A 14,558-nucleotide genomic window follows, 5' to 3' on the forward strand; every position below is an offset into this window, starting at 1 on the left:
TCACCGGCGTATCTTCCGCCGTGTTGATCGTTTGGTCGGCCGTCACCGGCGCATCATTCACCGCGGTCACGCCGATATTCACCGTGCTAACGGTGGTACCACCCTGTCCGTCAGCCACCGTCACGCTAAAGCTGTCACTGCCGTTAAAGTTGCTTGCCGGCGTATAGGTGTACTCACCGGTGGCCGCGTCCAGCGTCAGGGTGCCGTTCTTCGGTTGTTCGCCCACGGTGTAGCTCAGCTCGTCGCCATCGACATCGCTGGCAGTAATTTGCCCGGTCACCGGCGTATCTTCCGCCGTGTTGATCGTTTGGTCGGCCGTCACCGGCACATCGTTGACCGCGGTCACGCCAATGCTGACCGTGCTGCTCACGGTACCGCCATTACCGTCCGCCACCGTAACACTAAAGCTGTCATTGCCGTTAAAGTTGCTTGCAGGGGTATAGGTGTACGCACCGGTGGCCGCATCCAGCGTTAGCGTACCGTTCTTCGGTGCCTCACCTACCGTGTAACTCAGCGTATCACCATCGACATCGGATGCGCGGATGGCGCCGCTGATCGGGGTGTCTTCCGCGGTAGTCAGCGTCTGATCGGCCGTGACCGGTGCATCATTCACGGCGGTCACGCCAACACTGACCGTGCTGACCGTGATGCCACCCTGTCCGTCATCCACCGTGACGGTAAAGGTATCGCTGCCGTTAAAGTTGCTTGCAGGGGTATAGGTGTACTCGCCGGTAGCGGCGTCCAGTGTCAGCGTACCATTCTTCGGCGCCTCGCCCACGGTGTAGCTCAGCTCGTCGCCATCCACATCGGACGCACTAATCGTACCGCTGATCGGGGTGTCTTCTGCGGTAGTCAACGTCTGATCGGCCGTCACCGGCGCATCATTCACCGCGGTCACGCCGATATTCACCGTGCTGACCGTCGTGCCGCCCTGTCCGTCATCCACCGTGACGGTAAAGCTGTCACTGCCGTTAAAGTTAGCGGTCGGCGTGTAGGTGTACTCGCCGGTGGCCGCGTCCAGCGTTAGCGTACCGTTTTTCGGCTGCTCGCCCACGGTATAGCTCAGTACGTCGCCGTCCACATCGGATGCGCTAATCGTACCGCTGATCGGCGTATCTTCCGCGGTCGTCAGGCTCTGATCTGCGGTCACCGGTGCATCGTTGACCGCGGTCACGCCGACATTCACGGTACTGACCGTGGTGCCACCATTACCATCCGCGACCGTCACGCTAAAGCTGTCATGACCATTAAAGTTGGCGGTCGGCGTGTAGGTGTACTCGCCGGTAGCTGCGTCCAGCGTCAGGGTGCCGTTCTTGGGCTGCTCGCCCACGGTGTAACTCAGCACGTCGCCGTCCACATCGGACGCACTAATCGTACCGCTGATCGGGGTGTCTTCTGCGGTAGTCAGCGTCTGATCGGCTGTCACCGGCGCATCATTCACCGCGGTCACGCCGATATTCACCGTGCTAACGGCGGTACCGCCCTGTCCGTCCGCCACCGTGACGGTAAAGCTGTCATTGCCGTTAAAGTTGGCAGTCGGCGTATAGGTGTACTGCCCGGTGGCCGCATCCAGTGTCAGCGTACCGTTCTTCGGTGCCTCACCTACCGCGTAACTCAGTACATCACCATCCACATCGGATGCGCTGATGGCGCCGCTGATCGGCGTGTCTTCCAGCGTCGTCAGGCTTTGGTCAGCGGTGACCGGTGCATCATTCACCGCGGTCACACCAATATTCACCGTGCTGACCGTCGTGCCGCCATTACCATCCGCCACCGTGACGCTAAAGCTGTCACTGCCGTTAAAGTTAGCGGTCGGCGTGTAGGTGTACTCCCCGGTAGCCGGATCCAGTACCAGAGTACCGTTCTTCGGCGCCTCGCCCACGGTATAGCTCAGCTCATCGCCATCCACATCGCTGGCAGTAATTTGCCCGGTCACCGGCGTATCTTCCGCCGTGGTGATCGTTTGGTCGGCCGTGACCGGTGCATCATTGACCGCGGTCACGCCGATATTCACCGTGCTGACCGTGGTGCCGCCTTGCCCGTCAGCCACCGTGACGGTAAAGCTGTCACTGCCGTTAAAGTTGCTTGCCGGGGTATAGGTGTACTCACCGGTAGCCGAATCCAGCGTCAGGGTGCCGTTTTTCGGCTGCTCGCCCACGGTGTAGCTCAGCACGTCGCCGTCCACATCGGACGCACTAATCGTACCGCTGATCGGCGTATCTTCCAGCGTCGTCAGACTCTGATCGGCCGTCACCGGCGCATCGTTGACCGCGGTCACGCCGACATTCACCGTGCTGACCGTCGTGCCGCCATTACCGTCCGCTACCGTGACGGTAAAGCTGTCATTACCATTAAAGTTGGCGGTCGGGGTATAGGTGTACTCACCGGTGGCCGCATCCAGCGTCAGCGTACCGTTCTTCGGCGCCTCGCCCACCGTGTAGCTGAGCTCGTCGCCATCCACATCGGACGCACTAATCGTACCGCTGATCGGCGTATCTTCCGCCGTCGTCAGGGTTTGATCTGCGGTCACCGGCGCATCATTCACCGCAGTCACACCAATATTCACCGTGCTGACGGTGGTACCGCCCTGTCCGTCAGCCACCGTCACGCTAAAGCTGTCATTACCGTTAAAGTTGCTTGCCGGGGTATAGGTATATGCACCGGTGGCCGCATCCAGCGTCAGGGTGCCGTTCTTCGGCGCCTCGCCCACGGTATAGCTGAGCTCGTCGCCGTCCACATCAGACGCACTGATGGCGCCGCTGATCGGCGTATCTTCCGCCGTGGTGATCGTTTGGTCGGCCGTCACCGGTGCATCATTCACCGCGGTCACGCCGATATTCACCGTGCTGACCGTGGTGCCACCCTGTCCGTCAGCCACCGTCACGCTAAAGCTGTCATTACCGTTAAAGTTGGCGGTCGGGGTATAGGTGTACTGTCCGGTAGCCGGATCCAGCGTCAAGGTGCCGTTTTTCGGCTGCTCGCCCACGGTATAGCTCAGCTCATCGCCATCGACATCGCTGGCAGTAATTTTCCCGATCACCGGCGTATCTTCCGTCGTCGTCAGACTCTGATCCGCCGTCACCGGCGCATCGTTGACCGCGGTGACGCCAATATTCACGGTACTGACGGTGGTACCGCCCTGTCCGTCAGCCACCGTGACGGTAAAACTGTCACTGCCGTTAAAGTTGGCGGTCGGCGTATAGGTATACGCGCCGGTGGCCGCGTCCAGCGTCAGCGTACCGTTCTTCGGCGCCTCGCCCACCGTGTAGTTGAGCGCGTCGCCATCCACATCGCTGGCAGTAATTTGCCCGGTCACCGGCGTATCTTCCGCCGTGGTGAGCGTCTGATCCGACGTCACCGGTACGTCATTCACCGACGTGACGCCGACATTCACGGTACTGACCGTGGTGCCGCCATGACCGTCCGCGACCGTGACGGTAAAACTGTCATTGCCGTTAAAGTTGGCGGTCGGCGTATAGGTATACTCACCGGTGGCCGCATCCAGTGTTAGCGTACCGTTCTTCGGCTGCTCACCCACCGTGTAGCTCAGCTCGTCACCGTCCACATCGGACGCGCTGATGGTACCGCTGATCGGGGTGTCTTCTGCGGTAGTCAGAGTCTGATCGGCAGTGACCGGTACATCGTTGACCGCGGTGACGCCGATATTCACGGTACTGACGGTGGTACCGCCCTGTCCGTCATCCACCGTCACGCTAAAGCTGTCACTGCCGTTAAAGTTAGCGGTCGGCGTGTAGGTGTACTCACCGGTAACCGCGTCCAGCGTCAGCGTACCGTTTTTCGGCTGCTCGCCCACGGTATAGCTCAGTACGTCGCCGTCCACATCGGATGCGCTAATCGTACCGCTGATCGGCGTGTCTTCCGCCGTCGTCAGGGTTTGATCGGCCGTGACCGGCGTATCGTTGACCGCGGTCACGCCGATATTCACCGTGCTGACCGTCGTGCCGCCATTACCGTCCGCTACCGTCACGCTAAAGCTGTCAGTGCCGTTAAAGTTGCTTGCCGGCGTATAGGTGTACGCACCGGTGGTCGCATCCAGCGTCAGCGTACCATTCTTCGGCTGCTCGCCCACCGTGTAGCTGAGCTCGTCGCCATCCACATCAGACGCACTGATGGCGCCGCTGATCGGGGTGTCTTCTGCGGTAGTCAGCGTCTGATCGGCGGTGACCGGCGCATCGTTGACCGCGGTGACGCCGATATTCACCGTGCTAACGGTGGTGCCGCCCTGTCCATCAGCCACCGTGACGCTAAAGCTGTCATTGCCGTTAAAGTTGCTTGCAGGGGTATAGGTGTACGCACCGGTGGTCGCATCCAGCGTCAGCGTACCATTCTTCGGCTGCTCGCCCACCGTGTAGCTGAGGTCGTCGCCATCCACATCGGATGCACTAATCGTACCGCTGATCGGCGTATCTTCCGCGGTCGTCAGGCTCTGATCGGCGGTCACCGGCGTATCGTTGACCGCAGTCACACCAATATTCACCGTGCTGACGGTGGTTCCGCCCTGCCCGTCAGCCACCGTCACGCTAAAGCTGTCATTGCCGTTAAAGTTAGCGGTCGGCGTATAGGTGTACTCACCGGTGGCCGCGTCCAGCGTCAGCGTGCCGTTCTTGGGTTGTTCGCCCACCGTGTAGCTCAGCACATCGCCGTCCACATCGGATGCGCTGATGGCGCCGCTGATCGGCGTATCTTCCAGCGTCGTCAGGCTTTGATCGGCCGTGACCGGTGCATCATTCACCGCGGTCACACCGATATTCACCGTGCTAACGGTGGTACCGCCCTGTCCATCAGCCACCGTCACGCTAAAGCTGTCATTGCCGTTAAAGTTGCTTGCTGGGGTATAGGTATACTCCCCGGTAGCCGGATCCAGTACCAGAGTACCGTTCTTCGGCGCCTCGCCCACGGTATAGCTGAGCTCGTCGCCATCCACATCGCTGGCGGTAATTTTCCCGACCACCGGCGTATCTTCCGCCGTAGTCAGACTCTGATCCGCCGTGGCCGGCGCATCGTTGACCGCGGTCACGCCAATATTCACTGTACTGACGGTAGTGCCGCCTTGCCCGTCCGCGACCGTGACGGTAAAACTGTCATTGCCGTTAAAGTTGGCGGTCGGGGTGTAGGTGTACTCGCCGGTGGCCGCATCCAGCGTCAGGGTACCGTTCTTCGGTTGTTCGCCCACCGTGTAGCTCAGTACGTCGCCATCCACATCGCTGGCGGTAATTTTCCCGACCACCGGCGTATCTTCCGCCGTAGTCAGACTCTGATCCGCCGTGGCCGGCGCATCGTTGACCGCGGTAACGCCGACATTCACGGTACTGACCGTGGTACCGCCATTACCGTCCGCGACCGTGACGGTAAAACTGTCATTGCCGTTAAAGTTGGCGGTCGGGGTGTAGGTGTACTCGCCGGTGGCCGCATCCAGCGCCAGGGTGCCGTTTTTCGGTTGTTCGCCCACCGTGTAGCTCAGTACGTCGCCATCCACATCGGATGCACTAATCGTACCGCTGATCGGCGTATCTTCCAGCGTCGTCAGACTCTGATCGGCCGTGACCGGCGCATCGTTGACCGCGGTGACGCCGATATTCACCGTGCTAACGGTGGTACCGCCCTGTCCGTCAGCCACCGTGACGGTAAAGCTGTCATTGCCGTTAAAGTTGCTTGCCGGCGTATAGGTGTACTGCCCGGTGGCCGCGTCCAGTGTTAACGTACCGTTCTTCGGCGCCTCGCCCACGGTATAGCTGAGCTCGTCGCCATCCACATCGGACGCGCTGATAGCGCCGCTGATCGGGGTGTCTTCTGCGGTAGTCAGCGTTTGATCGGCAGTCACCGGTGCATCGTTGACCGCGGTCACGCCAATATTCACGGTACTGACGGTGGTGCCGCCTTGCCCGTCCGCCACCGTGACGGTAAAGCTATCATTACCGTTAAAATTGGCGGTCGGCGTGTAGGTGTACTCACCGGTGGCCGCATCCAGCGTCAGGGTGCCGTTTTTCGGCGCCTCGCCCACGGAATAACTCAGTACGTCGCCATCGACATCGGATGCGCTGATGGCACCGCTGATCGGCGTATCTTCCGGCGTCGTCAGACTCTGCTCGGCCGTCACCGGTGCATCATTCACGGCGGTCACACCGATATTCACTGTGCTGGCCGTGGTACCACCCTGTCCATCAGCCACCGTGACGGTAAAGCTGTCACTGCCGTTAAAGTTGCTTGCAGGGGTATAGGTATATGCACCGGTGGCCGCATCCAGCGCCAGGGTGCCGTTCTTCGGCTGCTCACCCACGGTATAGCTCAGCGTATCGCCATCGACATCGCTGGCAGTAATTTGCCCGGTCACCGGCGTATCTTCCGTCGTGGTGAGGGTCTGATCCGACGTCACCGGTACGTCATTCACCGACGTCACGCCAATATTCACGGTACTGACGGTGGTGCCGCCTTGCCCGTCCGCTACCGTCACGCTAAAGCTGTCATTGCCGTTAAAGTTGGCGGTCGGGGTATAGGTGTACTGTCCGGTAGCCGGATCCAGTACCAGAGTACCGTTCTTCGGCTGCTCGCCCACGGTATAGCTCAGTACGTCGCCGTCCACATCGGATGCGCTAATCGTACCGCTGATCGGCGTATCTTCCGCGGTCGTCAGGCTCTGATCTGCAGTCACCGGTGCATCGTTGACCGCGGTCACGCCGACATTCACGGTACTGACCGTGGTGCCACCATTACCATCCGCGACCGTCACGCTAAAGCTGTCATGACCATTAAAGTTGGCGGTCGGCGTGTAGGTGTACTCGCCGGTAGCGGCGTCCAGCGTCAGGGTGCCGTTTTTCGGCTGCTCGCCCACCGTGTAGCTCAGCACGTCTCCGTCCACATCGGACGCACTAATCGTACCGCTGATCGGCGTATCTTCCGGCGTGGTGATAATTTGGTCGGCCGTCACCGGTGCATCGTTGACTGCGGTCACGCCGATATTCACCGTGCTGACCGTGGTGCCACCCTGTCCGTCAGCCACGGTGACAGTAAAGGTATCGCTGCCGTTAAAGTTGCTTGCTGGCGTATAGGTGTACTGCCCGGTGGCCGCGTCCAGTACCAGAGTACCGTTTTTCGGCTGCTCGTCCACGGTATAGCTGAGCTCGTCGCCGTCCACATCGGATGCGCGGATGGCGCCGCTGATCGGGGTGTCTTCCTCGGTAGTCAACGTCTGATCGGATGTCACCGGCGCATCGTTGACCGCGGTGACGCCGATATTCACGGTACTGACGGTGGTACCGCCCTGTCCATCAGCCACCGTGACGGTAAAGCTGTCACTACCGTTAAAGTTAGCGGTCGGCGTATAGGTGTACTCGCCGGTAGCGACGTCCAGCGTCAGGGTGCCGTTCTTGGGCTGCTCGCCCACGGTGTAGCTCAGCACGTCGCCATCCACATCGGATGCGCTGATGGCGCCGCTGATCGGGGTGTCTTCCGCGGTAGTCAGCGTCTGATCGGCTGTCACCGGCGCGTCATTCACCGCGGTCACACCGATATTCACCGTGCTAACGGTGGTACCGCCATTACCGTCAGCCACCGTGACGCTAAAGCTGTCATTGCCATTAAAGTTGCTTGCCGGGGTATAGGTGTACTGTCCGGTAACCGCGTCCAGCGTCAGCGTACCGTTCTTCGGCGCCTCGCCCACCGTGTAGCTGAGCGCGTCGCCATCGACATCGCTGGCGGTAATTTGCCCGATCACCGGCGTATCTTCCGCCGTGGTGATCGTTTGGTCGGCCGTGACCGGTGCATCATTCACCGCGGTCACACCGATATTCACCGTGCTGACCGTGGTGCCACCCTGTCCGTCAGCCACCGTGACGGTAAAGCTGTCACTGCCGTTAAAGTTGCTTGCCGGGGTATAGGTGTACTCGCCGGTAGCGGCGTCCAGCGTCAGCGTACCGTTCTTGGGCTGCTCGCCCACGGTGTAACTCAGCACGTCGCCGTCCACATCGGACGCGCTGATAGTACCGCTGATCGGGGTGTCTTCCAGCGTCGTCAGGCTTTGATCGGCCGTGACCGGTACATCGTTGACCGCGGTGACGCCAATATTCACGGTACTGACGGTGGTACCGCCCTGTCCGTCCGCCACCGTGACGCTAAAGCTGTCATTACCATTAAAGTTGGCGGTCGGCGTATAGGTGTACTCGCCGGTAGCGGCGTCCAGCGCCAGGGTACCGTTCTTCGGCGCCTCGCCTACCGTGTAGCTGAGCTCGTCGCCATCCACATCGCTGGCGGTAATTTGCCCGATCACCGGCGTATCTTCCGCCGTGGTGATCGTTTGGTCGGCCGTGACCGGTGCATCGTTGACCGCGGTCACACCGATATTCACCGTGCTAACGGTGGTACCGCCCTGTCCGTCAGCCACCGTGACGGTAAAGCTGTCACTGCCGTTAAAGTTGGCGGTCGGCGTATAGGTATACGCGCCAGTGGCCGCGTCCAGCGTCAGCGTACCGTTCTTGGGCTGCTCGCCCACCGTGTAGCTGAGCACGTCGCCATCCACATCGGATGCGCTGATGGCGCCGCTGATCGGGGTGTCTTCCGCGGTAGTCAGCGTCTGATCGGCCGTCACCGGCGCATCGTTGACCGCGGTGACGCCGATATTCACGGTACTGACGGTCGTACCGCCTTTCCCGTCATCCACCGTGACGGTAAAGCTGTCACTGCCGTTAAAGTTAGCGGTCGGCGTGTAGGTGTACTGTCCGGTGGCCGCATCCAGCGTCAGCGTACCGTTCTTCGGCGCCTCACCTACCGTGTAGCTGAGCTCGTCGCCGTCCACATCAGACGCGCTGATGGCGCCGCTGATCGGGGTATCTTCCAGCGTCGTCAGACTCTGATCCGCCGTCACCGGCGCATCGTTGACCGCGGTCACACCAATATTCACCGTGCTGACCGTCGTACCGCCCTGTCCATCAGCCACCGTGACGCTAAAGCTGTCACTGCCGTTAAAGTTGCTTGCCGGGGTATAGATGTACTCGCCAGTAGCCGGATCCAGCGTCAAGGTGCCGTTTTTCGGCTGCTCGCCCACCGTGTAGCTCACCACATCGCCGTCCACATCGGATGCACTGATGGCGCCGCTGATCGGGGTGTCTTCTGCGGTAGTCAGCGTTTGATCGGCCGTGACCGGTGCATCGTTGACCGCGGTCACGCCAATGCTGACCGTGCTGCTCACGGTACCGCCATTACCGTCCGACACCGTCACGCTAAAGCTGTCACTGCCGTTAAAGTTGCTTGCCGGGGTATAGGTGTACTCGCCGGTGGCCGCATCCAGTACCAGAGTACCGTTTTTCGGCTGCTCGCCCACCGTGTAGCTGAGCTCGTCGCCATCCACATCGGACGCACTGATAGCGCCGCTGATCGGGGTGTCTTCTGCGGTAGTCAGCGTTTGATCGGCCGTAACCGGTGCATCGTTGACCGCGGTCACGCCAATGCTGACCGTGCTGCTCACGGTACCGCCATTACCGTCCGACACCGTCACGCTAAAGCTGTCATTGCCGTTAAAGCTGGCGGTCGGGGTATAGGTGTACTCGCCGGTAGCCGGATCCAGCGTCAAGGTGCCGTTTTTCGGCTGCTCGCCTACGGTATAGTTCAGCGTATCGCCATCGACATCACTGGCGGTAACTTGTCCGGTCACCGGCGTATCTTCCACCGTAGTGATCGTTTGGTCGGCCGTCACCGGCGCATCGTTGACCGCGGTGACGCCGATATTCACCGTGCTGACCGTGGTGCCGCCATTACCGTCCGCCACCGTGACGCTAAAGCTGTCATTACCATTAAAGTTGGCGGTCGGCGTGTAGGTGTACTCGCCGGTAGCGGCGTCCAACGTCAGCGTACCGTTCTTCGGCGCCTCGCCCACCGTGTAGCTCAGCTCGTCGCCATCAACATCGCTGGCAGTAATTTTCCCGATCACCGGCGTATCTTCCGCCGTGGTGAGCGTCTGATCGACCGTCACCGGCGTATCGTTGACCGCAGTCACACCAATATTCACCGTGCTGACCGTGGTACCGCCCTGCCCGTCAGCCACTGTCACCGTAAAGCTGTCATTGCCGTTAAAGTTGCTTGCCGGGGTATAGGTATACTCCCCGGTAGCCGCATCCAGCGTCAGCGTACCGTTCTTCGGCGCCTCGCCCACCGTGTAGCTCAGCTCGTCGCCATCGGCATCGCTGGCAGTAATTTTCCCGATCACCGGCGTATCTTCCGCCGTGGTGAGCGTCTGATCCGCCGTGGCCGGCGCATCGTTGACCGCGGTGACGCCGATATTCACGGTGCTGACGGTCGTGCCGCCCTCTCCGTCATCCACCGTCACGCTAAAGCTGTCACTGCCGTTAAAGTTGGCGGTCGGCGTATAGGTATACTCCCCGGTAGCCGGATCCAGAACCAGAGTACCGTTCTTCGGCGCCTCGCCCACGGTATAGCTCAGCTCGTCGCCATCCACATCGCTGGCGGTAATTTTTCCGATCACCGGCGTATCTTCCGCCGTGGTGAGCGTCTGATCGGCCGTCACCGGCGTATCGTTGACCGCAGTCACACCGATATTCACCGTGCTAACGGTGGTGCCGCCCTGTCCATCAGCCACCGTGACGCTAAAGCTGTCACTACCGTTAAAGTTGGCGGTCGGCGTATAGGTATACTCACCGGTGGCCGCATCCAGCGTCAGCGTACCGTTCTTCGGTGCCTCACCTACCGTGTAGCTCAGCTCGTCACCATCGACATCGCTGGCGGTAATTTTCCCGATCACCGGCGTATCTTCCGCCGTGGTGACCGTCTGATCCGCCGTCGCCGGCGCATCGTTGACCGCGGTAACGCCGACATTCACCGTGCTAACGGTGGTGCCGCCCTGTCCATCAGCCACCGTGACGGTAAAGCTGTCACTGCCGTTAAAGTTAGCGGTCGGCGTGTAGGTATACTCCCCGGTAGCCGGATCCAGTACCAGAGTACCGCTCTTCGGCGCCTCGCCCACGGTATAGCTCAGCGTATCGCCATCGACATCGCTGGCGGTGATCTGTCCGACCACCGGCGTATCTTCCGTCGTGGTGAGCGTCTGATCCGCCGTCACCGGCGCATCGTTGACCGCGGTGACGCCGACATTCACGGTACTGACCGTAGTACCGCCATTACCGTCCGCCACCGTGACGCTAAAGCTGTCATTACCGTTAAAGTTAGCTGTCGGCGTATAGGTATACTCACCGGTGGCCGCATCCAGCGTCAGCGTACCGTTCTTCGGTGCCTCACCTACCGTGTAGCTCAGCTCGTCGCCATCGACATCGCTGGCGGTAATTTGCCCGATCACCGGCGTATCTTCCGTCGTGGTGAGGGTCTGATCCGACGTCACCGGTACGTCATTCACCGACGTGACGCCGACATTCACGGTACTGACCGTAGTACCGCCATTACCGTCCGCCACCGTCACGGTAAAGCTGTCACTACCGTTAAAGTTAGCGGTCGGCGTATAGGTGTACTCGCCGGTAGCGACGTCCAGCGTCAAGGTGCCGTTTTTCGGCTGCTCGCCCACGGTATAGTTCAGCGTATCGCCATCGACATCGCTGGCGGTAATTTGCCCGGTCACCGGCGTATCTTCCGTCGTGGTGAGGGTCTGATCCGACGTCACCGGTACGTCATTCACCGACGTCACGCCAATATTCACGGTACTGACGGTTGTGCCGCCCTGTCCGTCCGCCACCGTGACGCTAAAGCTGTCATTGCCGTTAAAGTTAGCGGTCGGCGTATAGGTATACTCCCCGGTAGCCGGCTCCAGCGTCAGCGTACCGTTCTTCGGCGCCTCGCCCACCGTGTAGCTCAGCTCGTCGCCATCGACATCGCTGGCGGTGATCTGTCCGACCACCGGCGTATCTTCCGTCGTCGTCAAACTCTGATCCGCCGTCACCGGCGCATCGTTGACGGCAGTAACGCCAATGCTGACCGTGCTGCTCACGGTACCGCCTCGTCCGTCATCCACCGTGACGATAAAGCTGTCATTGCCGTTAAAGTTGGCGGTCGGCGTATAAGTATATTCCCCGGTAGCCGGATCCAGCGTCAGGGTACCGTTCTTCGGCTGCTCGCCCACCGTATAGTTCAGCGTATCGCCATCGACATCGCTGGCGGTAATCTGTCCGGTGACCGGCGTATCTTCTGCGGTAGTGAGATGCTGATCAGTGATTATCGGCACCGCATTTAGTCCGACATCGTTATTGCTGTTTGTCGTCGTCAATGCCGAAGAATTGATGTCAGTTTGATCGCTTGATGTGCGTGAGTCGGCAGATAAGTTAGCCGTGTCAAAACCAGTTGATACATCAACAATCTGCCCGGTTAATTCCAACACCACTGGCGTATGACTGCCGCCGCCGTCCCCGGCCTCGCCGATATCGCTATTCCCGGCTGCCGTTGGATCCAATATTTGCGTAGGGTCTTCCCCTTGAGCAATAGCGGATTGTATGGATGCGACGTCATCATTATTATCCGCCGAGGTCGTGCCTTTATTGCTCACGCCAGCAACGTCACTCCAACTGCTGTCGCGACCTAAATCCAGTGTGCGTCCATCAGGTAACGCGATCGAAACAGCGCCGTTATCTCCCGTAACGACCTCCTCACCGCTGTAGATACGTTCACCTGCGACTAATAACCGTTGACTGCCGTCCAAAGAGACGACAAAAACCTGACCGATAACGAATTTGATGATACCGATTACGCTATTCAAAATAGTTCCCCTTGCTATCTAATTATTATTTTGTGTTATGGATAATTAGTAATAGATTGCGACATCATCCTGATGACTTGCTCTTGCCGGACAAGCATACTGTAAAATTGATTTTATTATTACCGTAAACCGACTTCTTATGTGTCGATCTCTTGACTCAACGGCCAATATAATAAAAAATCCTGCCTGTTCTTTCCAGAAGAATACTCACCTTGAGTAAATAAGATGTTTTAAATGGTTTTCATTTCCTTAAAAATTAACGCACTGATATTGAATATCTTATTATCAGACTGGTTATCAAACCATAAGTGTAACTAATCTTTAGGTCGGCATAAGAAGAAAAATCACAAAATCAACATTTTTGCAGGAAAATAATATAATGGTTTATAATAAATATAGGTTATCAACTTTACTTTTCATTTCGGTTTTTAGTAATTACGTTCATGCTGATACTATTCAGGATGCAATTAAACACACTCTCAACACTCATCCAGAAGTCAGCGCTTCTATTAATAGCCGTTTTTCTGCCGACCATGATTTACGTGCGGCCAAAGGCGGATACCTCCCTTCCATAACGTTAAACGCAGGGACCGGTCGTCAAGAAACGGATAGCGCTTCTACCCGCGCCAGCGGCGATCACCGGGTCGAGTTGAGCCGTAGGGAATCCGGTATTAACGTAAACCAGATGGTTTTTGACGGTTTCGCCACGTCCAGCGAGGTCGGACGGCAACGCGCTACGGTGGATTCCCGAGCTTATAAGGTGTTAACTTCCAGCGAAAATACCGCATTAAATGCCGTGCAGGTTTATCTTGATGTGTTGCAGCGCCAGGAGTTTGTCCGCCTCGCTGAAATCAATCTCGCCAGCCATGAACGTATTTACGATCAGATAAAACTGCGCAGTCAGCAAGGCGTCGGCCGCCTTGCCGATATGGAACAGGCGGAAGCCCGTCTGGCCCAGGCCCGTAATAATGTCTTGACGGAAAAAACCAATCTTGATGATGCCCGAACCAATTACTACAGCGTAGTGGGTAAGGAACCGGAGAATCTGACTATTCCTGTCGCTTCCACGATTACTCTGCCGGCGTCTCTGGTAGAAGCGCGGAAGATCATGCTGGCCAATAATCCGTCATTGAAATCCGCCGAATCCGACATTGAAGCGACCGAAAAACAGTACGAAGCAGCCAAATCCACCTTTTATCCACGGGTAAATATTGAGCTGGCGCGCAATGTGGATAACAACATTGACGGCGTTCGCGGCCACAATAACGAATGGCAGGCGATGGTAAGAATGAGCTACAATCTGTACGAAGGCGGGAGCAGCAAAGCCAATATGGAATCAAAGGCTTATCAAATCAAAGAGGCGCAGGACGTAAGAAATAATGCCCTACGTTTGCTTAATGAAGAGTTGCGATTGGCCTGGTCTGCGTTAAATAACGCCCGTCAGCAACTTCCTATCGCCGCAGAATATGCCGATCGCAGCATGCGGGTACGCACCGCTTATCAAAAGCAGTTCAGTCTAGGCGAAAGAACGCTGTTGGATTTGCTGGACAGTGAAAATGAGTTATTTACCGCGCAACGCCGCCTGGTGGAAGTTCGATTTATCGCGCTATTTACCGAATATCGGATAAAATCGCGCATGGGGGATTTATTGAAGAGTTTATCCATTCCGGCGCCGGCAGCCAGCAATAGCCTGACGAATGTGACAACTCATGCAGAGTTACCCGTATTGAATTAATACGCCATTCGGCTATGCCAGTTCTCCGCTACGTAAGGCGGAGAACTGGTCGTTTATATTATTATGTAGCACGGATTGCGTTGCGTAAGGAAAACCCCA

2 protein-coding genes are annotated in these 14,558 nt (G+C 58.2%); one reads left to right on the forward strand and one right to left on the reverse strand.

Going from position 1 to position 14,558, the window contains the following annotated elements; translation table 11 throughout:
- The coding region (locus ABRZ26_RS10885; RefSeq protein ID WP_319604284.1) for a tandem-95 repeat protein at positions 1–12,724 on the reverse strand (12,724 nt) is incomplete at its 3' end.
- Between the two features lie 379 nt (positions 12,725–13,103).
- Between ABRZ26_RS10885 and ABRZ26_RS10890 the strand changes: the two genes are divergently transcribed.
- Complete coding sequence (locus tag ABRZ26_RS10890) at positions 13,104–14,459, forward strand: TolC family outer membrane protein (protein WP_319604285.1); 1,356 nt, start codon at positions 13,104–13,106, stop codon at positions 14,457–14,459.
- Positions 14,460–14,558: the final 99 nt, after the last annotated feature.

It is taken from the genome of Brenneria sp. L4-2C, from assembly GCF_040240335.1.
Taxonomy (GTDB): Bacteria; Pseudomonadota; Gammaproteobacteria; order Enterobacterales; family Enterobacteriaceae; genus Brenneria.

What these genes read in the sequence shown, in the direction of transcription:
- ABRZ26_RS10890 (WP_319604285.1), top strand. Translation starts at nt 13,104, where the DNA reads ATGGTTTATAATAAATATAGGTTATCAACTTTACTTTTCATTTCGGTT.